At 46.0% G+C, this 26,534-nt stretch carries 20 protein-coding genes and 1 pseudogene; 10 read left to right on the forward strand and 11 right to left on the reverse strand.

Features of this window, described 5'->3' with window-relative positions; all coding sequences use genetic code 11:
• Positions 1 to 60: 60 nt before the first annotated feature.
• On the reverse strand, positions 61 to 363 hold the full coding sequence (locus tag CIK96_RS13090) for a hypothetical protein (RefSeq protein WP_144007525.1): 303 nt from the start codon (positions 361 to 363) through the stop codon (positions 61 to 63).
• A gap of 1,006 nt (positions 364 to 1,369) precedes the next feature.
• Here CIK96_RS13090 and CIK96_RS11430 point away from each other — a divergent pair.
• Positions 1,370 to 2,305 (forward strand): hypothetical protein, encoded by a 936-nt coding sequence (locus tag CIK96_RS11430; protein WP_094440648.1) that lies wholly within the window; start codon positions 1,370 to 1,372, stop codon positions 2,303 to 2,305.
• On the opposite strand, the pseudogene CIK96_RS11435 reads toward CIK96_RS11430, so the two are convergent.
• Positions 2,303 to 2,800: pseudogene (locus tag CIK96_RS11435) on the reverse strand (histidine phosphatase family protein); the annotation flags it as partial. The gene CIK96_RS11430 and the pseudogene CIK96_RS11435 overlap by 3 nt on opposite strands.
• A gap of 28 nt (positions 2,801 to 2,828) precedes the next feature.
• Complete coding sequence (locus tag CIK96_RS11440) at positions 2,829 to 3,080, reverse strand: hypothetical protein (RefSeq protein WP_094440649.1); 252 nt, start codon at positions 3,078 to 3,080, stop codon at positions 2,829 to 2,831.
• A gap of 189 nt (positions 3,081 to 3,269) precedes the next feature.
• On the opposite strand from CIK96_RS11440, the gene CIK96_RS11445 reads away from it, so the two are divergent.
• The 5 genes from CIK96_RS11445 to CIK96_RS11465 all read left to right on the forward strand — a co-directional run bounded on the left by CIK96_RS11445 (position 3,270) and on the right by CIK96_RS11465 (position 8,210).
• Positions 3,270 to 3,524: a type B 50S ribosomal protein L31 gene (locus CIK96_RS11445; protein WP_094390737.1), complete on the forward strand. Its 255-nt coding sequence runs from the start codon at positions 3,270 to 3,272 to the stop codon at positions 3,522 to 3,524.
• Positions 3,525 to 3,664: 140 nt separating this feature from the next.
• Positions 3,665 to 4,192 (forward strand): hypothetical protein, encoded by a 528-nt coding sequence (locus CIK96_RS11450; RefSeq protein WP_094440650.1) that lies wholly within the window; start codon positions 3,665 to 3,667, stop codon positions 4,190 to 4,192.
• A 396-nt stretch (positions 4,193 to 4,588) separates the two neighbouring features.
• Entirely contained in the window at positions 4,589 to 5,137 is a 549-nt protein-coding gene (locus CIK96_RS11455; RefSeq protein ID WP_094390736.1) for a glutathione peroxidase, read from the forward strand.
• 54 nt (positions 5,138 to 5,191) lie between these two features.
• A complete protein-coding gene (gene trxB / locus CIK96_RS11460) occupies positions 5,192 to 6,130 on the forward strand; it encodes a thioredoxin-disulfide reductase (protein WP_371327174.1) in 939 nt (312 codons plus the stop codon).
• 391 nt (positions 6,131 to 6,521) lie between these two features.
• Positions 6,522 to 8,210 carry a response regulator gene (locus tag CIK96_RS11465; RefSeq protein ID WP_158214864.1) on the forward strand — a complete coding sequence of 563 codons (1,689 nt, stop codon included), beginning with the start codon at positions 6,522 to 6,524 and terminating at the stop codon, positions 8,208 to 8,210.
• Positions 8,211 to 8,300: 90 nt separating this feature from the next.
• Here CIK96_RS11465 and CIK96_RS11470 read toward each other — a convergent pair whose 3' ends face one another.
• Positions 8,301 to 9,749: a sodium:solute symporter gene (locus CIK96_RS11470; protein WP_094434060.1), complete on the reverse strand. Its 1,449-nt coding sequence runs from the start codon at positions 9,747 to 9,749 to the stop codon at positions 8,301 to 8,303.
• Between the two features lie 94 nt (positions 9,750 to 9,843).
• Here CIK96_RS11470 and CIK96_RS11475 point away from each other — a divergent pair, with 94 nt between their 5' ends.
• Positions 9,844 to 11,214 carry a TrpB-like pyridoxal phosphate-dependent enzyme gene (locus CIK96_RS11475; protein WP_094390895.1) on the forward strand — a complete coding sequence of 457 codons (1,371 nt, stop codon included), beginning with the start codon at positions 9,844 to 9,846 and terminating at the stop codon, positions 11,212 to 11,214.
• A 158-nt stretch (positions 11,215 to 11,372) separates the two neighbouring features.
• Here CIK96_RS11475 and CIK96_RS11480 read toward each other — a convergent pair whose 3' ends face one another.
• Together CIK96_RS11480 and CIK96_RS11485 are read right to left on the reverse strand one after the other, a co-directional pair.
• Complete coding sequence (locus CIK96_RS11480; RefSeq protein ID WP_094440655.1) at positions 11,373 to 12,446, reverse strand: chain-length determining protein; 1,074 nt, start codon at positions 12,444 to 12,446, stop codon at positions 11,373 to 11,375.
• Positions 12,447 to 12,460: 14 nt separating this feature from the next.
• Positions 12,461 to 14,905 carry an SLBB domain-containing protein gene (locus CIK96_RS11485; RefSeq protein ID WP_371592680.1) on the reverse strand — a complete coding sequence of 815 codons (2,445 nt, stop codon included), beginning with the start codon at positions 14,903 to 14,905 and terminating at the stop codon, positions 12,461 to 12,463.
• A 281-nt stretch (positions 14,906 to 15,186) separates the two neighbouring features.
• Between CIK96_RS11485 and mfd the strand changes: the two genes are divergently transcribed.
• Entirely contained in the window at positions 15,187 to 18,585 is a 3,399-nt protein-coding gene (gene mfd / locus CIK96_RS11490; protein WP_371592681.1) for a transcription-repair coupling factor, read from the forward strand.
• 1,610 nt (positions 18,586 to 20,195) lie between these two features.
• Here the strand turns inward: mfd and CIK96_RS11500 are convergent.
• A complete protein-coding gene (locus tag CIK96_RS11500) occupies positions 20,196 to 20,552 on the reverse strand; it encodes a hypothetical protein (RefSeq protein WP_094434058.1) in 357 nt (118 codons plus the stop codon).
• A 240-nt stretch (positions 20,553 to 20,792) separates the two neighbouring features.
• On the opposite strand from CIK96_RS11500, the gene CIK96_RS11505 reads away from it, so the two are divergent.
• Positions 20,793 to 21,542 carry a polyprenol monophosphomannose synthase gene (locus tag CIK96_RS11505; RefSeq protein WP_094390892.1) on the forward strand — a complete coding sequence of 250 codons (750 nt, stop codon included), beginning with the start codon at positions 20,793 to 20,795 and terminating at the stop codon, positions 21,540 to 21,542.
• 82 nt (positions 21,543 to 21,624) lie between these two features.
• Here CIK96_RS11505 and CIK96_RS11510 read toward each other — a convergent pair whose 3' ends face one another.
• Both CIK96_RS11510 and CIK96_RS11515 read right to left on the reverse strand, forming a co-directional pair.
• Positions 21,625 to 22,161: an HD domain-containing protein gene (locus CIK96_RS11510; RefSeq protein WP_094390902.1), complete on the reverse strand. Its 537-nt coding sequence runs from the start codon at positions 22,159 to 22,161 to the stop codon at positions 21,625 to 21,627.
• Positions 22,161 to 23,933: an oxaloacetate decarboxylase gene (locus CIK96_RS11515; RefSeq protein ID WP_094390891.1), complete on the reverse strand. Its 1,773-nt coding sequence runs from the start codon at positions 23,931 to 23,933 to the stop codon at positions 22,161 to 22,163. Before CIK96_RS11515 ends, CIK96_RS11510 begins: the two co-directional genes overlap by 1 nt.
• 121 nt (positions 23,934 to 24,054) lie before the next feature.
• Between CIK96_RS11515 and CIK96_RS11520 the strand changes: the two genes are divergently transcribed.
• On the forward strand, positions 24,055 to 24,813 hold the full coding sequence (locus tag CIK96_RS11520; protein WP_094390890.1) for a hypothetical protein: 759 nt from the start codon (positions 24,055 to 24,057) through the stop codon (positions 24,811 to 24,813).
• Between the two features lie 86 nt (positions 24,814 to 24,899).
• On the opposite strand, the gene queF is transcribed toward CIK96_RS11520, so the two are convergent.
• Positions 24,900 to 25,361: a preQ(1) synthase gene (gene queF / locus CIK96_RS11525; RefSeq protein WP_094390889.1), complete on the reverse strand. Its 462-nt coding sequence runs from the start codon at positions 25,359 to 25,361 to the stop codon at positions 24,900 to 24,902.
• On the reverse strand, positions 25,361 to 26,050 hold the full coding sequence (locus CIK96_RS11530; RefSeq protein ID WP_094390888.1) for a queuosine precursor transporter: 690 nt from the start codon (positions 26,048 to 26,050) through the stop codon (positions 25,361 to 25,363). The genes queF and CIK96_RS11530 overlap by 1 nt, the downstream gene beginning before the upstream one ends.
• Positions 26,051 to 26,534: the final 484 nt, after the last annotated feature.

A 26,534-nucleotide genomic window follows, 5' to 3' on the forward strand; every position in this document is an offset into this window, starting at 1 on the left:
CTCTCTGGCTTTACGAAAACGTGGTGTTAGGCCTACTATTGAGGCCGTGAAGGGTTGTGTTTAGGTGCTTGTAAGTGGATGTTTAGGACGAGTAGAGTGTGTCTTTGGCGGTTGTTGGGCAGTATGGTAGTGAGGTGTTTTTAGAGCCTGTGAGGGGCTTTTGATGTGGGAGGGTGGAATGTGCAGAATGGGTGGAAAAGGCTTGATTCGCCGTGAGAATGCCTGGGTGGGACCGAAAGTGCTGCTATCTGCCTCGGCAGGAGCATGGCGAATGGCAGTATGCTGGTTTGTGGTTGCAGAAGGGTGTTCTGCCAGCCATGACGGAGGCAAATCGTCGAGTTGCCGATAGTTTCTCGTCGGCATCTCGATCGACGTTCGTTGCTCTTTCGTTCGTTTTTCGCTTGTTCCTCGTTCGGTCCTCGATAGGTCTTCGATAGACTAACGAATAACCAACGAGAGACGAACGAGAGACGAACGAGGACCTAACGAGAAGTTAACGGGAACCGAACGAGAAGCGATCGGGAAACCGTGGTCTCTCTGTCGGGACCGAATGGTGTGTTGAATTACTTGTTTTGTAAACATAAGTGGCTTTTTAGTTGTAAATTATTTGTTTAACTTTTGATTTGAAGGTTTCTTTCTTGTTTTGGAAATCATCCTCGGCTTGAAATACAAATATACAACATGGCACCCACGGAATGCAAGAGTTTTGGCACGTCACGCATAGAAATTTAATTATATTTAACTATAGTATAGATAAATTTACTTAAAATTATTAAACGCGCACACGGATAGCACGGATGACACGGATTTTTTGGCATTGGTGCTTCCTAGGCAGTGGTGAAATGTCACACAGAAATCAATCATCGGAATTTAGAGGGAATTTAGACGGATGTTTTGGGGTTGCCTATGGCAAGATGTTTTGGAGTAGCGAAGACAGAGTGAGAGCGCGCTTTCACTATGCTGAGTCACGACAAAACAAACCATAGGTAAATCTTTGGAGGAAATCTTTTTGAAGAAGTTGCTTCGCAAGAATTTTTTTTTGCAATGATATATATGTTGGCACAAATAATCACGAAAAAAACGAGCAACTATTGTAGGTTGCTCATTTTGCGATACTTATTGCAGATGGAGGTATATTCCCCATTGTATATACTGCATCTTCACTTCTTGGGTCAAATGAAAATTTTGCATGATCTATTAGTTTGGTTGTATCAATCTTTAGTAGGGATTTTCCCCGATGGTTTAGGGAAAAACCTTTGCGAAACATCGGGAAAATGTTTTCCTTTGCATCGAGAACAAGATAAAACCCTTGCAAAAGGTCTGGTGAAAACCAAAGAGTAATAACAATTAAAATATAGGAGATAAAGGTATGAAGAAGATGATGATAGCCCTGATGAGTCTGCTGACATTCGCAGCTACAGGCAACGCTATGAGTTATGAGCAAGCCCGTAACGAGGCTTTGTTCCTGACCGACAAAATGGCTTACGAACTCAATCTCACAGAAGACCAGTATGAGGCCGTCTATGAAATCAACCTTGACTATCTGATGGGCGTTACAAGTTACGATGATGTTTATGCGCTGGGATGGGAGCGCCGCAATAGCGACTTGGCTTTCGTTCTGTTCGACTGGCAACTGACCGCCTACCGAACTGCTTCATATTTCTATCGTCCACTCTACTGGCATGGAGGATATTGGCACTTCGGCATTTATGCCCGCTATCCACGTCGCGACTTCTTCTATTTCGGGCGTCCAGTATTCTACGCTTCCTATCGAGGCGGGCACTCTTGGCGAATGAACGGAAACCGCAGTTGGTATCAGCCACGCCGCCATGTCTATGCACCCAAACATCATCGCAACCACTTCGGTATGAAGGATGGTTGGGATCGAGGTGACTTCCGTAATAATCACCATAGCATGCGCAATAGTTCTACACGTACCACAGTAAACCGCGACTGGCGACAGAATAACTCACACCATCGCTATATTGACAGGAGAAACGACAACGACCGTAATTGGAACAGCAATCGCGACAACAATAGAAACAACGACCGCGGCTGGAGCAGCAATCGCGACAACAACAGAAACGGACAATCGTTGGGAGGATACCGCAGTCGTGAAAATGACAGAAAAAGCACATTAGGCGGTAGCAACAACAGCCGTCCTACCACCAGTAGCAACCATTCTTTTGGTAGCGGAAACCGTTCATTCGGCAGCGGCGCCACCCGCTCTGTCGGCAACAGCAGTAGCAATAACGGCGGAGGCCGCAGCACGGGCGGAGGCCACAGTTACGGCGGACGTCGATAACATACGCACTTCAGCATTCATCACCCGTTGCACTTCGCGCATCGGACAATGGGCATAGACAGCAAGGATAGCTTTGTTGATAATGCCATGACCCACAGCCACCACCCGTTGATCGGGATAGGTGGCTGTTATATATTCTAAGAAATCGACAGCACGCATCATCATAGTTTCCTCACTTTCCACATCATCAGGCCATACCAATCCTTTTAGATCAGGTATGAAACGTCCAGTAAAAGCTCCCCAGTCGCGCTCACGAAGCAGAGGTGTAGTAACAACTGGCAAGTGATGCGGCCGTGCTATGATTTCAGCAGTTTCCACCGCCCGATGTAAATCGCTTGCCACAACAGCATCGATGGGTTCCTCTGCCAACCGCTTGCTGACGGTTTCTGCCTGTTGGATGCCATGATCATTAAGTTTACCTTGGGTCTGCCCTTGCATGATCTGCCGGGCATTATCAACGGTCTCGCCGTGACGGATGAGATAGATGGTAGTCATTCTGCTAATATTCCTACATGAAGAGGTACTACATCTGTACCCATATCAGCCAATGCCTGCGACATGTGGCGCAGTTTCTGAGATATTTTTCCGTATTCCATGGCGTTTTGCTCGAAGGCAGATACTCATAGTCATTATGTCCGACATCATGGCAGGTGTCGAAAAGATTTTCAAGATTGTAAAAACCAATGGCATGTACTGCCGTCTTCTTATTTTGTGCACCAACAATATTAATTCCTGCCAACAGCAGGAACACCAAGGCCACCCATAACTTTCTCATTGTGATTGCAAGTTTTAAATTATGGTGCGAAGTTATATAAAAAGAACGAGATTAGCGAGAGATTTTTTCTCTTTCGGTATATTTTAACACAAATAATGGATAAAATTTGGTTGATTGGCAAAAAGTTTGTACCTTTGCAACCTCAAAGCGAGAATTTGTATTTACAACATTAAATAAGTAACAATAAAAATGAAAAAAGGTCTTCATCCAGAAAACTATCGCCCCGTCGTGTTCAAGGACATGTCCAACGGCGATATGTTCCTTTCGCGTTCTACCGCAAAGACTAACGACACAGTAGAATTCGAAGGCGAAACTTACCCAGTGGTTAAAATCGAAATCTCGAGCACCTCTCACCCCTTCTATACCGGTAAGAGCAAGCTTGTGGATACTGCAGGACGCGTAGATAAGTTCATGAGCCGCTACGGTAAGGCTGCAAAGAAATAATTTCCACAGAAAAAACGAATTAAAGGCGCGCCCACAGTAGTTGCATATGCTGATGGTCACGCCTTTTTTGTTTCTAACAATAAACATAACTAAACTGTATTCTATGAAAAAGTTTTTCGTTGGTACTCGGCCTGCTGAGTATGGGTATTTTCATTTCATGTGGCGATGACGATGATTCCAGTAACGGTCCCGTCATTCCAGCCAATGTCAACAACAACCGTAATACCAGCGGACCTGCCGAGGCACAGACTCGACTGGAATTTCCTAAATTGAACAGCAACGGTAACAGTTCTGTTATTGTTCATAACAGCGAGCTCAACTACAAGACAGGTGAGACCGGCGTCAACTACTGCACAGAATGGGATAACGGCATCCGTGCACAGCGCTGGAGTTGCTATCAGCTCTATGCCAGCATCAACTACAACCAGAACGAGAACGTGAAACGTTACGACACAGGCGTTTCCACACCAGAGATTCCTTCTCCTACAGGTCAGTATCCCAACGACCCCGACTGCACAATATTCCAGTTCAGCAAAGGCCCATATAAAAACAATGGTTTCGACCATGCGTTTTTATATCCATTCACCTACTCTATTAAGCCCCATTTCAGTCATTATAAATATAAAAACATTTTCGACTGGTCTAACGAATACCGAAAACATTATTGACTGATCCAACAACCGATTTAAGTTAAGACGACATAAAACGCCATACTCATATAAAGCAATAGTACCATACACACTTTATTCCATTACACAAGTAAACAAATTTCATTATCAGACAAAAAAAACGCTAATACCACCGTTTTCGTTAAGCCAGATGAGCAGAGTTATGTTTACATGAACTCTGCCATGGCGAGAAAACGTGCCATATAATGGAACATAATGATTAACCCATGATTTCACCATCAGCAAACAGACAAAAAGCATTCTGCATTTCTCCACAATAACACCCATTCCACTAAAAAACGCTAAATAGTTTGGTTGTCACGCAGAACATTCGTAACTTTGCGATTAGTAAACCAAACACTTTTCAAACAAGATTAAACAATTAATAAAATAAAGATGAAAACGATTTATGATTTCTCTGTAAAAGACAGAAAAGGAAAAGAAGTATCACTAAAAGAGTATGCCAACGAAGTATTACTCATCGTCAATACCGCTACCAAATGTGGATTTACACCACAGTATGAAGAATTGGAAAAACTCTACGAGAAATACCATAGCCAGGGATTTGAAATCCTCGACTTCCCCTGCAACCAGTTCGGACAACAGGCTCCTGGTACCGATGAATCCATTCATGAGTTCTGCAAACTCACCTATGGAACAGAATTTCCGCGCTTTAAGAAAATCAAGGTCAACGGAAACGATGCAGAACCACTCTACCAGTTTCTAAAAGAACAGAAGGGATTTGCCGGTTGGGATATGTCACACCCTATAGCACATGTGCTCGACGATATGCTGAGTAAAGAAGACCCAGACTATCGCGAAAAAGCAGATATCAAATGGAACTTCACCAAATTTCTGATTAACAAGAAGGGACAGGTAATAGCCCGTTTCGAACCAACAGAAAAGATAGAACATATCGCTCAACAGATTGAAACATTGCTGTAAGCGACACCTATTATTAAATATAGCATTCCAACAATAACAAACGAATTGCAAGTAATGGAACATACCAAATGTCTGATTATCGGTAGCGGACCTGCCGGATATACTGCTGCCATCTATGCGTCGCGTGCAAATCTTGCACCCATAGAATACTGCGGATTGCAACCCGGCGGACAACTCACTCAAACTACTGAGGTAGAAAACTTCCCAGGATACCCACAAGGTGTGGATGGCAACCAGATGATGATGGATCTAAGAGAACAGGCAGAACGCTTCGGTACAGAACTTCGCGACGGGTCCATCACCAAGGTTGATTTCTCTAAAACTCCCTATCGCTTATGGGATGAAGAAGGACGCGAGATAGAAGCCGACACCGTGATTATTGCCACTGGTGCCTCAGCCAAATATTTAGGTCTTGACGACGAACGTAAATACAATGGACAAGGAGTATCTGCGTGTGCCACCTGCGATGGATTCTTCTATCGAAAGAAGACCGTTGCCGTGGTAGGAGGCGGTGATACAGCATGCGAAGATGCACTCTATCTGAGCCAGTTGGCAAAAAAAGTATATCTCATCGTACGCAAACCATATCTCCGTGCTTCAAAAGTGATGCAAGAACGAGTGATGAATACCGACAATATCGAAATCCTGTTTGAGCACAATACCCTTGGACTTTTCGGAGAAAACGGTGTAGAAGGCGCACACCTCGTCAAGCGCAAGGGAGAAAATGATGAACAAACAGTTGATATTGCCATAGACGGTTTCTTCCTCGCCATTGGCCACAAGCCTAACACAGAACTCTTCGCCCCATGGCTTGATACAGACGAAGTGGGCTATCTGAAGAAAACCGATGGTACTCCACGTACCAAGCTCCCAGGAATCTTCGTTGCCGGTGACTGTGCAGACCCCACCTACCGACAGGCTATAACAGCCGCAGGAACCGGTTGTCAAGCAGCCATAGAGGCCGAACGCTACCTGTTAGCCAAAGAAGGTTAAGCCCAGAGCCAGCATTTAACAAATAAATAGTATGAATAAGAAAAGGCTCGCTTCACAGCGAGCCTTTTCACGTTTAAAACTAAATTAATCAACCATAAACCTTAACCATTAAAAATCATATTGGGTTTTGCATTAGAAACCTCTTGTTCCTATATAATGCAAAATTAACTCACAACTAGTTTTGTTTTCTGATGCAAATGTATTACAATTATTTCATACTCGCGTTCATATTTTATTATTTATAGTTTAAAATGCGTGATTTTAACGTTTAATACACCAAATTTATCGCAAATCAAACTAAAATACGCATTTTTGACGATTTTTATGGTAAAATATGAATGTATTTCAAACTTATTTTCGTATCTTCGCAACCGAAAATACAGTTATAGACATGACAAACTTGACCATCATTCTGTTGATTATAGCCACAGGATTGTTGATAGGAGGCCATTTTTGGTTATCAAGAAGGCTTTCTCTCCATCTAAGAAGCAAAAATAAGATGCTGTTGGAGTGTACCATCTCCAACCTAACTAATAATCTGTCAACCCCAATGACCATTATCAGTAGCACTATCGAACAGCTACGAGGCAATCATCCTGAACTGCAAGACGAGTTAAACATGATCGACCTTAACATCCAACGATCATTGCGTCTTCTGCAACAAATGGACGAGGCCACACTAATCTATACGGGTAAGATGAATCTACATGTACAGCAATGCGATGTAATGCGATCCATCAGAGATACCGCACTATGCATAGCGCCGTTAATGAACAAGAAAGGCCTCAACCTTGACATCAGTTGTAAACCAGACACGATGGTTGGTTGGGCAGATACTGACAAAATAGATAAAATCATCTTTAATCTGTTGCAGAACACCACAAAATATACAGGTACCGACGGTACCGTAACTTTAGATGTGAGTACAAATTCTGACTACGACCACCTATATATACGTATTAGCGACAATGGCGTAAGCATCATCCCCGAAGAAGTAGAGAAAATATTCAATGCTCCATCTATCTCCAGTTTTCAGGAGTCCATGATTACCGGAACCTACCCCAACCTATCACTCGTCAACGATATGGTGAGACTACATGGTGGCAACATCCACTACAAAACTCTTCAAGGTCAGGGAACTACCGTCACCATCGAGTTGCCCATAGGAAAAGAGGCCTTCACCGACGCACAAACCAATCATCAACAAAAGTCATCAGAGAGTTTTATCCGTACCTATGCCAACAATCTGCTGCCTTTGCTGACCCCGATAAAAAAATCCGAGAAATCAGCAGATGGCAGCAAAAGCATCAACATCATCCTTGCAGACGATAATCCTGAGATGCTTAATCTGATGGCACATGCCTTAAGTCCATACTACAACATACTCACAGCGAGCAATGGTGCCGATGCGCTCCGACTGGTAAAAGAAGGAAATATCCAACTTGTAGTGGCAGAAACCAATCTGCCTAAAATTGATGGTATTAGTCTGACAACTGTTTTTCGCCAAAATTATTCCAAGAATCAATTGCCAATTATTACGCTGACGGGCAATGCCGACACCAATGACAGCGAACTATCCCTGCAAGAAGGCGCAGACATCTGTTTGCAGAAACCATTCCGCATGACCGATCTGCTGCTTCATATCAATAACACGCTATTAAGCCGTCAATACCAGCAAAAGATAAATATTGATGCCACCCATCAAGACGAACATATTGAGGAAATCACTTCATCAGACAGCCCAATAGACAATGAGTTTGTAAACCGTGTCACCGAACTTGTCAAAGCCAACTTATCTGATTCTGACTACGATCGCGACAGGCTTGCTTCTGACATTGGAGCCAGCAGTTCCACCTTATATAATAAGTTGCGAGCAGCCACAGGAAAGAATGTTTCGACCTTTATCCGTGACATGCGCATCAAGACAGCCTGCAAGATAGCGCAGTCAGACCCAGACTTGCGTGTCAGCGATATTGCCTATCAAGTGGGATTCAAAGATCCGAAATACTTCGCCACCACCTTTAAGCGGGTAATGGGCATGCAACCATCGGAGTATTTTGAGAAACTAAGAAATCAATAATGCAAACTCTCATGTGAGAACCGGTCATCATATTTAATTTCGGTTTATTCAGACCGAAGGATGATTCAATATTTGTATTGCATCATCGATTCACTTACTCGTCGGCCGAAGAGCCAGCAGACCGACAAAGGTGAATAAACCATTAAGCATCAGCAGTTCATAACCGAATCGATAGCCCGTATAATATCCCACAATAGCGTCAAGTCCCCAACAGAACAAAGGAGAAGCCAAGCATACATAGGGTACCCATCGGTCATTGGTCTGCCTATGGGTCAACAGCCCGAACGCAAAGAGTCCAAGCAACGGCCCGTAGGTATAACCACAGAGCACATAGATGGCATCAATGACGCTGGTGGAATTCACCAAACGAAAAAGCAAAACAAAGACCACAAAAATCACAGCAATAATCAAATGTGATCTTTTGCGTAGGTTTTCATCGTATGGTTTCCCACAGATATCAACACAGAAACTTGTTGTCATAGCTGTCAAAGCCGAATCGGCACTTGAAAATGAGGCAGCCAAGATACCTAAAATAAAGAGCACAACCACCGCAGGTCCCAACAGCCCAGATGCAGCAAAAGTTGGTAACAGTTGGTCACCCATCTCTGGAATTGCAATACCACGTTGATGAGCAAGCATAACGAGCAAAGCACCAAGCGAAAGGAACAACAGGTTGGCAGGTAGAAAAGCCACACCATACGTCGTCATATCTTTCTGTGCATCACGCAATGAACTACAAGTAAGATTTTTCTGCATCATATCCTGATCAAGTCCCGTCATGACAATGACGATGAACACACCACTGAAGAATTGTTTCCAGAAATTCTGCTTCGACATCCAGTCATCAAACACAAAGATGCGCGACATTTCGCTATCTGCTATGGCCGATACAGCATCACCAACCCCCATTTCCAATTGTTTGGTAACCATAATAAGCATCAGTATCAACGCTCCAAAGAGACAGGCAGTCTGCAGCGAATCAGTCCATACCAGTGTGCGTATGCCACCTTTTCTGGTGTAGAGCCATATCAGAGCCACCATTACTAACGCCGTAAATGTAAAAAGCCATCCCTCACCTATCTGTCGCATTCCATCAGGCATCTGCATCATGATACATTGCTGCAAAATCCAGCACACCACATAAAAACGCACCGCTGCCCCTGTCATTTTCGACAAGAGGAAAAACGATGCCCCTGTGCGATAAGCCCTTCGTCCAATACGTTGCCCTAAAAACGAATAAATGGTGGTCAGGTTCAACCTATAATATAAAGGTAGGAGAACAAAAGCTACGATAACATAGCCCAAGATAAACCCCATACATGTTTGCAAATAGGTCATATCAATACGTGTCACCATACCCGGCACACTTACAAAGGTCACACCAGATATCGATGCACCTATCATGCCAAAAGCCACCATATACCATGGCGACTGTCTGTTGCCACGGTAGAACGTATCATTGTCTGCATGTCTTCCCGTCCATCTGCTGATGGCAAACAGCAAGCAAAAATAGCCCAAAACTATCGCTAATATCATCATATCGCACACAAAGGTAGCATTTTTTTAGTTTTTATCCTCTTTTTCTCATTATTTTTCATTACTTTTGTCGTACAAAACACTAAACCATAAGACAATGACAAAACAAAAGAAGTATCTCCTACCGGAGAATGAGATTCCAACACAGTGGTATAACATCATGGCAGACATGCCCAACAAGCCACTGCCTCCCATCCATCCCCAGACCCACAAGCCCTTAACATGGCAGGATTTGGCACATATCTTCCCCGAAGAGTGTAGTAAACAGGAACTGGACATGGAGCATGAGTGGATAGACATTCCCGAAGAAGTGCTCGACAAATACCGTTTTTACCGTTCTACCCCATTGGTACGCGCCTATGAGTTGGAAAAAGCCCTCGGCACTCCTGCCCATATCTATTTCAAGAACGAGAGTGTCAACCCCTTGGGTTCTCATAAAATCAATTCCGCCCTTCCCCAATGCTATTATGCCAAACAAGAAGGCACAACCAATGTGACCACCGAGACTGGTGCCGGCCAGTGGGGTATGGCTCTGAGCTATGCTGCCAAGATATTCGGTCTTGAATGTGCGGTTTATCAGGTAAAGATTACCATGCAGCAGAAGCCCTATCGTTCATCTGTTATGCGTACTTTCGGTGCTGCCGTTACCGGTTCTCCATCCATGTCAACACGTGCGGGTAAGGATATCATCACCAAAGATCCGTTGCATCCCGGTTCACTTGGTACAGCCATTTCAGAAGCAGTAGAGTTGGCAACCACCACTCCCCATTGTAAATATGTATTAGGTTCTGTACTCAACCACGTTGGTCTGCACCAGACTATCATCGGTCTGGAGGCTGAAAAGCAGATGCAGATGGCTGGTGAATATCCCGATACTGTTATTGCTTGCTTTGGCGGCGGTAGCAACTTCGGAGGTATAGCATTCCCCTTCATGCGCCATAACATCAGCGGAGAGCGTCATACCGAGTTTATCGCAGCCGAACCCAATAGCTGTCCTAAGCTGACTCGCGGTAAGTTCCAGTATGACTTCGGCGACGAAGCTGGTTACACACCATTATTACCCATGTTTACGCTCGGCCATCAGTTCAAGCCCAGCAATATCCATGCAGGCGGTCTCCGCTACCATGGTGCCGGCATGATTGTGTCACAGCTCATCAAGGACAAGATGATGCATGGTGTGGATATTCCCCAATTGGAATCATTCGAATCCGGAATGCTCTTCGCCCGCACCGAGGGCATCATCCCTGCCCCTGAGAGTTGCCATGCCATCGCAGCCACTATTCGCGAAGCCAAGAAGTGCAAGGAAACCGGTGAGCAAAAAGTCATCCTGTTCTGCCTCTCTGGCCACGGTCTCATCGACATGCCAAGCTATGAGCAGTTTATCAGCGGCGATCTGCAGAACTACACCGTTTCTGACGAAGAAATCGAAAGAAACGTCAGCGAGCTGGAGCCCATCATCAAGGAATAACAATCAGTCCCTCCATTCCTCCATGCCAAGTATGGAGGAATGGAGATACATTTCGGAGAGCAACGCCCAAGAAAATCCATGCCGACTCTCCAACATAGCTAATAACAAAGAAGCCGGTTCGATGAGGAACCGGCTTCTTGGTATATATAATATAGGTATTATCCTATACCAATCAGTTTTTTCAGTTCACCCTCTTTATAGAGGATATAGGCTGTTGTTCCGATAAACACGAGGAAGAGGAACATCAGTACCATTTTGGAACGAACAGGACCAGCCTTCTTCACAGGAACCGTAGCACTCTGCAGGGTTGTAAAGGCAGGAGTATCCTCTTGCACTTTGGCCTCAGCCATCTGCATCTGTTGAGCCAGTGTGTTATATGCATTAAACTGCAGTTGCATCTCGTTTTCAAGATCGGTCTGTTTGCTACGTACACTCTCAAGAATCAAATCCTGGTTGGCATCCGAGAACGAAGCATAGTTCTGTCGTGCGCGAGTATAGCGTTCCTTAGCCTCTTTATAGAGTTTTTGTGTATAAGCCAAATCATGACGCGCTTTCTTGGTACGATACTCTGTGATAAAGTCTTGCAGACGCACTTTCACCGAATCAGCCATGGTGGCAGCAATAAGCGGATCCTGGTCAGTTACATTGATAGTGATGACCATTGTTTTCTTATCTACATCACACACAACCTTCTTATCTATCACCTGCGCAATTGCAGTCTGTGTCTTGGTCAGGCGGAACGGATCCACCTTAAGATTCTTCTCTTTATCTTTACTGCCGAAGATACTCATCAGCCCCTTGACAGCTCCCGACCACCATGGTGTTTTCTGTTCGTTGAGCAGATAGTCGTAGTAGGTCATCACCTTCTTATCTTCTTCACGCTTCACCTTTACAGGAAAGAGGCTGGTTTTGAAATCAACCGAGTTCATCAAGTCAGGATAGAGCGTAGGAAAGAGTGCCTCTGTAGCTGCACGACCTCCGAGATTGACGCCAAACTGACTTGCCAGAGCGCTAAGCGAACTGGTACTACTCTTCGACGACAGTTCTGGTGACAGTTTCACCTGTACATTATAATAGTTGGGCAGTCCCAAGGCATAGATACAAGCCAGAACGAAAGCCACAGGCAGCACAACGACATAGAGATGTTTGCGACGCTTGACAGCAGCCCACAAGGCAGCATAGTCGATGGAGCTTTCTTCCTCCACCTGATTCATCTTGTTATTCTCATCCATAGTCATACCTTTCATTATTTAGTGATAGAGACGATAGAGGCAATCACAGCTGCCAAACTTGCTAAGCTGGTTCCTGCAGAAAGCATTTGTGCGAAGTTCAATCCTTCACGCTTACGTTTGCTTGGCACTACGATTTCACAGCCTGGCTCTATTTTTGCACCATGTCCAACCTGTGCCACAGTTCCGTTGGTATAAACGACAAAGGTCTTATGCTTCTTGGCACGCAGTCCGAAGCCACCTGCCTTGTTAACATACCACTTATAACCTTTGTCACCCACAAATGAAACAGTATTGGGGAACATCACGTCACCCGACACTTTGACCGTAGCATTATACTCTGGTACTGTGATCACGTCGCCTTCACGCAAAATGATGTCGTATTCACCACCTTTATCAGCCATGGCCTTATCGAGTTCAATACCCACTACGTAGGTATTCTCCAAATCCAAGTTTTCCATAGCAACTGAGTCGCGCTCACTCATATTTCTTTTGAGTGCAGTCAACACATCTTTAGTGCGTTCCTTTTCCTCTTGCGTTTTCACACGTACCAGTCGTGCACCACGCATATAGGCATTCTCGGTCACACCTCCAGCCATTGCCAGGACATCACTCAGTCGCATGTTTTTCATGTTCATCGTCTGCACGCCAGGGAAGTTCACCTCGCCCTTGATAGTAACGTTCTGTGGTGTCACATAACCAGGACTACGGCGCACGTGTACCACATCATAGGGTTGCAATACAAATCCCTTATTACCATCGACCACGAATCCGTCTTTCAGGGCAAACGAGAATGTCTGTGCAATCTCTCGTGTGGTTGTGGTGGCCTTGGGGTCACGAATACGACGCGACACATCAACCTTTGCAGTACTTGCAGCGTCTGTCAGACCACCTGCTTGCATGATGAGGTCCTCTACCGAGGTATTGTCGGCATATTCGTAAGTTCCTGGTGACATCACCTCACCAGTAATCGTATAAGTACGCTCTGAACGCAGTTCTGCCTGTGTTGGAATAAAGAGCACGTCTTCATTCTTCAATGGAATATCGGGCACGGTACCAGCCAGGATACCTTGTACATCAACCGAGACCACTTCAAGACTGCGGTCAGCCTTCATGCGATGCAATACAGCGTGAGCAGTAAAGGCATCTTCGGTAACACCTTCTGCACGCTCTATCAGTCCTCTCACAGAAGTAACCTCACCACCCAACCGATACTGTCCGGGGCGGAATATGGCACCTTTCACCTCAACCATATTCTCATAGCGGTTGAGCATACCATCTACGGTTACTGCATCGCCGTCATCAACTTTGAATGATGACATATCAAACTCATCGACATTAAATACCGAATAGCGTTCACCGGTCTGACGCACCAGTCTGACAGCCTTCTTATAGGCATCTCCGGTAAATCCTCCAGCATATTTCAACAAAGTTGCCACGCTCTCGTTCTTACGCATTTCGTAGAACATCGGGCGCTTCACATTACCCGTGACACCAACCAAACAATCGTAAGGTCCTACCTGTACCACATCACCGTCCTGCAGACGAACATTACCCGCCAATCTGCCGTTGAGAATATATTCATAGATATCCACCACGGTAATCAGTTTTCCATTACGATAGACCTTCACATTACGTAGTGTACCGATATCGTTGATACCGCCAGCTCTGTAGAGGGCATGGAAAACAGTAGAGAAAGCGCTGAGGGTATAGGTACCCGGTGTCCTCACCTCACCCATCACATTGATCATGATGGTGCGTGTTTGTCCCACAGAGAGCTTCACCTTACTGCTGGCATAGCGTGATCCGAGTGTAGAACGTATTTTTCCGTTGGCAGCAGCCACCGTCATTCCGCTCACATAAATCGGTCCGTATCCAGGAACCGTCACCGTACCCTCTGGCGATATGGTCAGTTGGTGTGTATTCTGCGAAGCGCCATAAACATCGATGACCACTTGGTCACCAGGACCGAGCACATAGGTCTGCGGTGTGGCGATATTCATATTGGGTTCGAATGAAAGGGCGCGTTGGTTGAAGATGTCACGTCCAAACACTTTCTTGCCATTAGTCTCGGCAGAATGTCCTTGGGTAGCCATTACTTCCTGCTCTGCCAACTGATGGTCTTCACTGGCATCGTTAGCATTCTCAGAAGCTGTATTAACCTTGCCGTTCTCCAGTTCCTGCTGTTGCGATGCACTATGCCGCATGCGGTTGCTTGCATCACCGACAGCAGCATCAGCCGCAGCACTCATATTGTGGCTTCTGATCTGTTTATCATACTGGTTGCGCACACGTCTGATCTGATCGATCTTCACTCCACGTTGCATCAACTTGGTGACAATCTGCGACTGTGATGTTCCGGCTTTCGCCTCCCTTGCCACAAACTGCATCACTTGCGTGTCGGTCATTCCGCTCTGTGCGGCAACCGTCAACGAAGACAGCATCATGAGCGCAACCACCATATTGCGCTTCAAGCCTGCCATTGTTTTCATGATCGTTACTTGAAAATTCATATTTATCTGATTACTTTTTATTCCTCTTGTTTGAGTCAGCGCAACTATGCTTTTTCCTAAAGGAAAAGCAAAATGCGATGCAAAATTAGCAAAAAAGACTTAAACTACAAAGCGAAACGCACTTTATTTTCATTTACATTGCAGGTTACTTCTCCAGTTGCCTTTTTTTTATTACTTTTGCATTGTTTTCGGCTTCACGAAGCCTACAATCCCTGAAAGTAATGACAACACTGAAGATAGAAGACCTCATCGAACTCCTTTCCGTTGCTCCACAAGTGGGGGCTACGGCAAAAAGTCTGTCTGACAAGAAAATCAAAACCTTGTTTTTAGAAGGACTGACTGGCTCTGCCGCACCAGTACTGTTTGCCACTATGGCGCAGAAGAATCTGTTGCCCAATGCGCTATTTATACTCAACGACGAGGAAGAGGCAGGCTATTTCTATCACGACTTGACACAGATGTTGGGCAACGAACAGGTATTGTTTTTCCCTTCCTCATATCGCCGTGCCATCAAATACGCACAGCGAGACGCTGCCAACGAGATTCTCCGCACCGAGGTATTGAGCCGTTGCATGATGAAAGACGGGCGTTACCTCATCGTCAGCTATCCTGAGGCATTGGCAGAACTGGTCATTTCACGTCGTCAGATGGACGAGCGAACCTTATCCTTAGATCATGGACAGAATATTGACACTTCCATCATCGTAACACAACTGCGTGAGTTTGGGTTTCATGAGGTAGATTATGTCTATGAGCCAGGCCAGTTTGCCCTACGCGGTTCTATCCTCGATGTCTATAGCTTCAGTTGCGAATATCCATTCCGCATCGACTTTTTCGGTGACGACATCGACTCTATCCGCACTTTCGATGTGACCGATCAGTTGTCGCGCGACCGTCGTGACCGCATACAGATTGTTCCCGAACTATCTGTTACATCAGAGGAACGCGTACCTTTCTTTTCGTTTCTGTCAAAAGAGACTTTGCTCGTGACAAAAGACTTACTCTTTGTTCACGATTCCATCGACCGCACATACCGTGAAGGATTCTCGTCGCAAGCTCTTACCGAGCGTATGGAAGGACAGACCGAAATGGAGCAACAAGAGACGATGCAGCAGATGAGAAAGGAGACTCAGCTCATCAGCGGCTCTCAATTCACCGAAGCCATCAGCGGTTTGCGTCGCATAGAAATCGGTGCACATGCCACAGGTGTGCCTCAGGCGACCCTGCGTTTCAACACACTCCAGCAACCGCTGTTTCATAAGAATTTCGATCTGCTGCGTCAAAGTTTCACCGATTATCTGTCAAAAGGTTATCGCATCTATGTTCTGGCAGACAGCGTGAAGCAGTTGCAACGACTGAAAGACATTTTTTCTGCCGATGAGGCAAAACAGGCCCTACACTTCACCCCTGTAGAAAAAACCATCCACGAGGGATTTATCGACCACGACCTGCGACTCTGCATCTTCACCGACCACCAGATATTCGACCGTTTCCATAAATACAGTCTGCGTTCCGACAAGGCCCGCAGCGGCAAAGTCTCGCTCACGTTGAAAGAGATTCAACAGTTTGAAGTAGGCGATTTCGTGGTCCATGTAGATCATGGCATCGGCAAATTCGGTGGTTTGGTACGCATGCCACAAGGCAACGGCTACCAAGAGATGATTAAGATAATCTACAACGGCGGCGGGGCTATCTATGTCTCCATCCACTCACTCTATAAGGTCAGCAAATACAAAGCACAGGACAACGGTGAACCGCCACGCCTCTCGCAATTAGGCACAGGACAGTGGGAACGACTGAAAGAGCGCACCAAAAATAAGTTGAAGGATATTGCCCGCGACCTCATCCGTCTCTATGCCCGCCGACGACGCGAGCAGGGATTTGCCTTCAGCGCCGACTGTTTCATGCAACACGAACTCGAAGCGTCGTTTCTCTACGAAGATACGCCCGACCAGTTGAAAGCCACCAACGACATCAAGGCCGATATGGAAAAAGCACGTCCTATGGACCGTTTGGTATGTGGCGACGTGGGATTCGGTAAGACCGAGGTGGCGGTGCGTGCTGCATTCAAGGCAGCCTGCGACTCCAAGCAGGTGGCTGTACTCGTGCCTACCACCGTACTGGCTTACCAACATTTCCAGACCTTCCAAGGCCGTCTGAAGGATCTGCCAGTCCGTGTGGATTATCTGTCGCGTGCCCGTTCCGCCAAACAGACCAAGGCAATACTGAAAGATTTGGAGGAAGGCAAGATAGACATTATCATCGGCACCCACAAACTCATCGGCAAGACGGTGAAGTTTCATGACCTTGGACTCCTTATTATTGATGAAGAACAGAAATTCGGAGTATCCACCAAGGAGAAATTGCGCCAGTTGAAAACCAATATCGACACGTTGACCATGACAGCAACACCCATTCCGCGCACACTGCAGTTCTCCCTTTTGGGTGCCCGCGACCTGAGCATCATCCAGACCCCGCCACCCAATCGCTATCCCATCCATACCGAGATACATACCTTCGGACCGGAAATCATTGCCGATGCCATCAATTTCGAGATGTCGCGCAACGGTCAGGTGTATTTTGTCAATCCGCGCATCAACGACCTACAGCGCATTGCCGACCTCATCCACACCTATATTCCTGATGCACGTGTGGTGATTGGTCACGGCAGGATGAAGCCCGACGAACTGGAACAAGCCATCTTCGATTTTGCCAACTACGACTACGATGTGCTCCTCTCAACCACCATTGTTGAAAACGGCATCGATATTCCCAATGCCAATACCATCATCGTCAATGGTGCCAACCACTTCGGCTTGTCAGACCTCCATCAGATGCGAGGCCGTGTAGGACGCGGCAATCGCAAGGCGTTCTGCTATCTGCTTGCACCTCCCCTTGCCGACCTTCCTCAGGAGAGTCGCCGCCGATTAGAGGCATTGGAGAATTTCAGCGACCTTGGCAGCGGCATACAGATTGCCATGCAAGACCTTGACATCCGAGGTGCCGGCAACCTGCTGGGCGCCGAACAAAGCGGATTCATTGCCGATCTGGGTTATGAGACCTATCAGAAGATTCTGACCCAAGCCATGACAGAACTGAAAAACGAGGAGCCCACCTTTGCCGAAGTCGCAGACGCAGAAGCCTCTACACCCATCAATACCGACGGACCGTACGTTTCCGACTGCACCCTGGAGAGCGACCTCGAACTCTATTTCCCCGACCAGTATGTGCCATCCGACAGCGAGCGCATGCTGCTCTATCGCGAACTGGACAATCTCCAGACCGACGAGCAACTCGAAGCCTACCGTCGTCGAATGGAAGATCGCTTTGGTCCTGTACCGCCTGCTGCTCAGGAACTGATGCATGTGGTGACTTTGCGTCGTTACGCCTGCCTGTTGGGTTGCGAGAAAATCATTCTCAAGCAAGGACGTATGTCTATGTATCTCGTCTCCAAAGCCGACAGTCCCTACTATCAAAGCGAAGCGTTCGGGCGTGTTATAGACTTTGCGGTGGGCAATCCACGTCGCTGCCAACTGCGCGATGTCAACGGCAAGCGTTCATTGCTGATATCCAATGTTCCCTCTGTAGCAGAAGCGATTCAGCTACTTAGGCCTCTGACTCAACAGTAGCCGCCTGTTTTACTCCAATCGGGCATTGGCATTTACTCCCTCCTTCGTAAGGCATAGCGCGCTGTCGTACGCAACGTTGCAAGTTTCGAATCATACTATTGCTTCCCTGTGTGTTCGGGTTGTCAACGGGATTTGTTCGGGTTTTGCTGTTTCATGATGTGATATTTTTTCGGTTACATTTCATGGCACCTTTTCTAGCCATGGCAGAGTTTAAGTGAACTTAACTTCGTTGACTTTCCTCACGTTCGGAAAACTTCAAGCGAGCTTGATTTTTCGCTCACTTAAACGGAAAGTTAACTCTGCTCATCTGGCTTATCGAAAACGTTCTACACATTCCCACATCGTGGTATTCTCCTGTTCTGTTCCTTGTTTCTCCCAACTTTGTCCCATCATTGTCCGCTAAATATTGGGACTTAGTGTGGAGTCACTTGTGACTTACTGAGGAGTTGACCATGTCTGTGCGCGGACGGAATGTTTTGTGCGAAAGTGATTCTCTCTTGAACCACGGTGCAAAGATACAACATTCGGTTTTGCCCATCATACGTTTCTATACGTTTCCTGCGATTCGAGGACATTTTTATTATGAAATGTTTGCATGCCCATGAATAACCTTGCTTCACAAGGCAGAAACCAGTTTATATGGCCTTGACACCAAGGAGATGGAAATCCGTAGATTATGCATTCTCTCCAAAATCCTAATGAGCGATTGGGTGTAATAGGCGTTTGAAAGTCGTAGTAGATGGTTTCAGTTGTAGTTGAAAAAACGCCATTTTTTGCAGTCTGGCAGGGTCGTAAAAAAGTGTCCAGTATGTCCCAAAATCCATTTCAAGGGCATCCAGAACGCATGAATGAGTGCGTTTTCTGTGTTTTGCATGGAAGGTGGAAATCATCGGAACAAGGGGGACGAACTCGATTTTTGATGCTTTCAAGAGCGAAAACGCCCAAAAAGTCTGGCTTCTATCAAGGGTTTGCGGCTCTGGAATGTTTGTTTTCCTGATGTTACATGAATTTCATATGCTGGACAGAAGTGTGCAAGTTGTTGAGAATAAGCCTTTTAGCTGAATGCCCTTTATGAACAAGCGTTTCAGTTTCAGTTGTTTCAGTTGTTTTTTGAGGGGTACCTATTTCACTCCCTATATATATATTATTGATTATTAGTTAGTTATAAGTCTTAAAAAGGGGGTTTGAAATTTAACTGACCCTCTGAAACACAACTGAAACTGAAACAACTGAAACGCTTGGCTAAAATTCACGCTTCTTTTCCGAGGCTTTTGAATGCTTTTCGTTCCCACCAATAAAAGGTCACACGGATCCACGGAACACACCGAGTTTACAGTACAAAGTTACGTAGTATAACTCCCTCATACAAGCAGAGACGGGCTGAAAGCCCAATGGTTTCCTTAGCCCAGGGTAACACCCTGCGGACACGGTTACAAACAAAACAGTACGTCCTGAAAGGACAAAAGTAAAACCATCATACAAAGATTCCATAAGAAAGTTGGTCGTTAACTTCCACTCTACATACCATTAGTCTGATGTTCATCCCCAGTTTTATGTGAAAAACACCCTTCAATTTACTTGTTTACCTTCCAAATACACTCGCGATATCACTATTTCGCATCATTTCCTCGTTCGCCAAGGAAAGGGAAATTCATCGAAACAAGGGAGTCGAGCTCGATTTCTGAGGATTTCATGAATAAAATAGCCCAAAAATGGTGGTTTTTAACAGGATTTTGCAGCTTTGAATACTCTATTGACTTGATGTTATGCACATTAATATTCAACAACTCTTCATGATCTGTTTCGCGAAAATCGTCCACATAACATTCCACATGAGGCAGATACTCTTTTCCATCTTCATCTCTTGCTACAAATATGCCCAACTGCGCCACCAAGGTTTTAACCAATGTGACCCATTCCAAGCGAGGATCACCTTCTGCTATTCCGCGCGGAGCTTCTTTCCGCATAAAATTATGTGTTTCTTTTTGTATTCTGCTCGCTTAATCGTACCTTTGACCTGTCGGCCCAAGGTACTTTCACTCGGAAGTGCAAAGAAAAACAAGTTTTTCTTTTGCATTTCGCTCGCTTAATCGTACCTTTGACCTGTCGCTCCAAGGTACTTTCACTCGGGAGTGCAAAAGAAAAAACGATTTTTCTTTTGTACTTCGCTCGCTTAATCGTACCTTTGTAGCATAAAACATAAAAGTATGAATCAAAGCGACAGTATAGTAATTATTCCTACTTACAACGAGAAGGAGAATATCGAGAAGATTATCCGTGCGGTCTTTGCACTGGAGAAGTGTTTCCATATCCTAATCATCGATGACGGTTCGCCTGATGGTACTGCTGCCATCGTCCACCATCTGATGGATACAGAGTTTGCCGACAGACTATTTATTGTTGAGCGCAGTGGCAAACTGGGATTGGGAACTGCCTATATCACCGGTTTCAAATGGGCATTGGAACGTGCCTATGAATATGTGTTTGAAATGGATGCTGACTTCAGTCACGATCCTAACGACCTGCCTCGCCTCTATGCAGCATGTGCCGATGAAGGATACGATGTGGCTATCGGCAGTCGTTACGTCAGCGGTGTCAACGTGGTCAACTGGCCCATCGGTCGTGTGCTGATGAGTTATTTCGCATCGAAATATGTAAGAATAGTAACAGGATTCAGCGTTCACGACACCACAGCAGGTTTCAAATGCTACAAGCGCCGTGTGCTACAGACTATCGAACTGGACAAAATCCGCTTCAAGGGGTATGGTTTCCAGATAGAAATGAAGTTTACCGCCTATAAGATAGGATTCAAAATCAAAGAAGTTCCCGTTATCTTTGTCAACCGTCGTGAAGGTACTTCAAAGATGTCGGGTGGCATCTTCGGCGAGGCTTTCTTCGGTGTGATGCGCCTTCGTTGGGATGGTTGGACACGCAAATATCCTAAGATGCCTCAATAATTCGGAGTAATTCCCAATAATCAATCCTCTATCTGTGGATAACTGCAATAGAGAGGATAGTAAAGGAAATGGTCGGAAACCGCTATTCAAAGGTTTCCGACCATTTCTTGAATTTCTCTACACCTTTCGAACCAAACTTCATGAGCGATGCGATGACGTCATCTACGGTCGATACCCGGTCGGGGTGCGACTTGGAGTAGAACTTGTCTGCATAGCAGATAATCTGTTCTTCGATGGTCTCTGGCACATAATCGGCAGGAGGCAACGGCAGGTGCTGCTCGTTGATTTCCTCAATAGTGAGTCCCGTGCCGGTATGTCGCTCGCAAACTCGCGCATGGTCTGGGTATCCTTCTTCGCGCAACAATTGTCCGCCGATAAGTCCGTGGCGCAGATAAGGTTCAGTACCTTCACAATAGATGGATGGTGCATGACAGCGGAACACCCCTATATCGTGAAGCATAGCTCCCTCCTCCAAAAAGCGCCGGTCAGCACCCAGTTCAGGATGCCGCTGCGCTATCTGCAAAGCGCGTTGCGCCACCTGCCTGCTATGCTTAAGCAACAGACGGCGCAACGCATTGTCTTGCGGATAATACTTATCTATTATCGTCTGATAGTCTATCATTGGTCTCGTTCTATCCAACCGAGGTTGTCGCCACGGCGCACCTTGGCACCCTGTTTGGCAGCCACCTCTACCAGTTTACCGCCAAGGGCAGCAGGAATAGGAACGATTTCGCCCCATGGCGCTTGTATATAACAATAGGTATCACCCTCCTTGTAGCGCTGTCCGACAAACGGTTCGAGACAAGGTTCGCAAGCTCCTTCGCCTGAGAATTCGTAATATACCTGACCTGCCACAGGAGCTGTCAGCGCATCCGCCTTGGCATGTTTGAAAGCAGCCAGTTCTTCTACAGAGAGCTTCGTGCCGAGTTTGGCATCCTTTGCTTTCTGCAAATCGGCAAGGAAATTCTTCTTTGCCATACCGCTCTTATAGATACGATACTGTTCGGGATGCATAGCCAATTCAAAGAGTTCCTCATCGTCCTGACCGCACTCCCAACCATTGTCTTTCATCTCCTTGCGGAATCCATCAAGTGCATTGTCAAGCAATGTATGTGGATCGACATCGGTAAATTCGCGTTTCTGCTTGACAGCGAGTTCTTTCAGTTCGGGTGCGATCTCTCCAGGAATCTTTCCGCTCTTGCCGAGTATCATGCCCCACATGGCATCGTCCATCATCACATAGCGTCCCTTGCCCTGCTCTATCGTCAACAGGTTCATCAAGGCAATATTCTTGGTGTATTGTGAGAATGGTGTCACCAATGGAGGATAACCTACACGTGGCCATACATACTCCACTTCGTTGAAGAGTTTCACCAACATATCGTCCATCGACAGTTCTGCCTCGCCCTTCTTGACACGCAGCTTGTTGATGGCATTGTAGATGCCGCCCAGATCTGCCATCATAGAACCCATCATACCGCCAGGAAGTCCGCAACCGAGCAATAATGACGACATGAGTTTGTTGGCAGGATTGATGAAATATCCCAACCAGTCGTCGATAAACTCCTGAGTGAGCGCACGTGCCTGCATGTAGGCATTCATATTGATTTCGGGCACATCGAAGCCTTCATTCTTCAGCATCGACTGTACCGAGATGATATCGGGATGCACTTTACCCCACGATAGCGGTTCGATGGCCGTATCGATAATATCGGCACCGTTGTTGCACACTTCCAATACAGAAGCCATTGACAGTCCGGGACCGGAATGACCATGATACTGGATGATAATATCGGGGTGGTTGGTCTTGATGAGCTTGGTCAGTTTACCCAACAGGGCAGGCTGTCCTATACCAGCCATATCCTTCAGACAGATTTCCTCGGCACCGGCAGCTATCAGCTCATCGGCAATGGCAGAGTAGTATTCTGCAGTATGAATAGGCGATGTGGTGATGCAGAGTGTTGCCTGCGGTATCATGCCTGCTTCTTTTGCCCACTTAATAGAAGGTATGATGTTTCGGGTATCGTTGAGTCCACAGAAGATGCGGGTAATATCTGTACCTTGTGCCTTCTTCACTTTATACATCAGTTGGCGCACATCATCAGGTACAGGATACATGCGCAACGCATTAAGACCACGGTCGAGCATGTGAGTCTGTATGCCCACTTCGTTGAAAGGTTTACAGAAAGCACGTACGGCCTCGTTAGGGTTTTCGCCAGCCAACAGGTTCACCTGCTCGAAAGCACCGCCGTTGGTTTCCACACGAGCAAAACATCCCATGTCGATGATTACCGGAGCAATACGTGCCAACTGATCTTTGCGGGGTTGAAACTTGCCAGACGACTGCCACATGTCGCGATAGACAAGACTGAATCTGATTTTCTTCTTCATAAGGCTAATAATCTCGTTAGTTATAGTTATTTCGTTGCAAATGTACAAATAAAAACCAATACTTACACCAAAAATCGGAGATATTTTGTACTTTTGCATCGAAAACTAAAAAATACCGATTATGACGAAGACAATACTGACTATCGCCTCAGCCTTACTTCTATTGGCTGCGTGTGGCAAAAAGGAGGCTCCGCAAGCCGAAAAAGCCACTGACAACTATCTGAAACGGCAACCTGGCGACTCAACCCTATATGGTCTGGCATGCGACGGTACTACCGATTCGCTCTTGGTGCTTCTCCCCTACACCGGTGCCGATCCTGACACCTTCGACATCATCAATGCCAGTCAGCAGAAACAGATATTCGGCAAACCGTTTATCGGTGACGAACTGGCTGTGATTCTCAATCCTGAAGACAAGGCAGAGGCGCTGACAGTCATCAACCTCGACGACCTCAAAGGACAATGGGCTTTCATGGTCAAGCCCAAACTGCGCGACTATGACAAGATGTCGCGTCGTCTTCGTCGGCGCATGATGGCAGAGATGCCCGATTCTGTCAAAGAATCATTGCTCGTACCGCGTGAGTATGTGTTGCAGTTTAAGCGTGGATACAGTATGACTACCAGAGGCATGAAACACCAACAGACAACCGACGAGATGAGTGCTGTGGTGTATCCAGAAATCAAGCGATACACGGAGTGGAGACTTTTCAACGGTAAGTTGATTATGGCTTCTGGGACGATGGAAATGCCATCGGGCACTAAAGGTACAAAGCAGAAGATTGACCGTGACACCTGTCGCATCGTAGAACTCACCAAAGACACACTTGTGTTGCGCTTCAGCGATGGCGACTGGAGTTTCTATCGCAAGAAAAACAACTAAGTGTTAGCCGTACTATAACATATAAGGTGGAAGAGTACTCTTCCACCTTATTTTTTCTACTGGACCTTTATCCGGTCTTGTCTGCATCACAGTCCGTGCTGCATCATACGGTGCTCTGCCATTTGCTCATATTTTGTGCCAGGCAGTCCGTAATTGGCATAAGGATAGATGCTGATACCTCCACGCGGAGTGAAAATGCCAGTCACCTCGATATACTTCGGCTCCATCAGTTTGATGAGATCCTTCATGATGATATTCACACAGTCTTCATGAAAATCGCCGTGGTTGCGAAAAGAAAAGAGATAGAGTTTCAGACTCTTGCTCTCCACCATCTTTTCTGCTGGAATATACATGATTTTAATCTCTGCGAAGTCAGGCTGTCCTGTGATAGGACAGAGTGAAGTGAACTCAGGACAGTTGAACTGCACCCAATAGTCATTACCCGGATGCTTGTTGACAAAGGTCTCCAGCACCTCTGGCGCATAATCCATGCGATAGTCGGTTTTGCGACCCAAGGCCTGCAAATGGTCTTCTTGTCTTGTTTCCATCAGAATGAAAAGATTTTAAAGATGTTGTAATTGATGTCTTCGTCATAGACATCCTCCTGGTCGTGACGCTTGGTAAATGCCACTACGCGGATGGTTACAGGCAGAACGATAATCTCGTAGAGTGTCTTGATGCACACCTGTGAAATGATGAGCGACGGCATCTCCTCCCAGGGAATCACACCACCAAGAGCGAGCGGGAAGAAGATAATCGAGTCGGCAGACTCGCCAAACACAGTACTGGCAATGGCGCGAAACGAGAATCCCTTACCTTCAGTCATCATTTTCATGCGGCTCATCACATAGGCATTGATAAACGAACCGGCGAGAAATGCCACGAATGATGCGGCAACGATACGCGGGGCCAGTCCGAAGATCTGATGGAATCCCTCGTCGCCATTCCAATAATCGGCACCGGGAATCCAGTCGGCTATTGCTCCAAACATCACAAAGAGGAAGTTCATGGCAAAGCCCAGCCAGATGAGCATACGTGTGCGACGGTATCCCCACACCTCGCATACCACATCGTTGATGATGTAGCTCACGGGGAATACGATAAGACCTGCCGTCACATTGACGAAACCAAATGAGATTTGCTTTGTTTCCAATACGTTTGCCGTAATGAGGCAGACGCAGAACAGTATGCCGAAAAGCATAAACAGCACACTGACTTTTTGATTGTCGTGTTTCATATTCTTGTTTTGTTAAAGGGGGTTGAGCAAGTACCCCTACGTTTTGCGCCTGCAAAGGTACGAATAAGTGAGTGAAAAGCAAAAGAAATCCAAAAATTTCTTTTGGTTTTCCGAACGTGAGTACCTAAGGTTCGTAGAACCAAAGGTACGAATAAGTGAGTGAAAAGCAAAAGAAATCCAAAAATTTCTTTTGGTTTTCCGAACGTGAGTACCTAAGGTTCGTAGGACCAAAGGTACGAATAAGTGAGTGAAAAGCAAAAGGAATCCAAAAAATTCTTTTGGTTTTCCGAACGCAAGTAGATTCATCAATCTGCCCGATTCTACAAAAATCATCAGAATATGTTTGGATGTTTTTATACAATAGTTCGTTAAAATTTGAGATAAAGGCTAAGCAGTTTTACGCTGCCAGCCAAAGAGTTCTTTGATAGTATGACTAATTAACTTTCGGTTCGGTATTCTCCGACACTTGTCAAAAATTAATTTA

Origin of the sequence: Prevotella sp. P4-98 (genome assembly GCF_002251405.1) — a bacterium.
In the GTDB taxonomy this organism is placed as follows: domain Bacteria; phylum Bacteroidota; class Bacteroidia; order Bacteroidales; family Bacteroidaceae; genus Prevotella.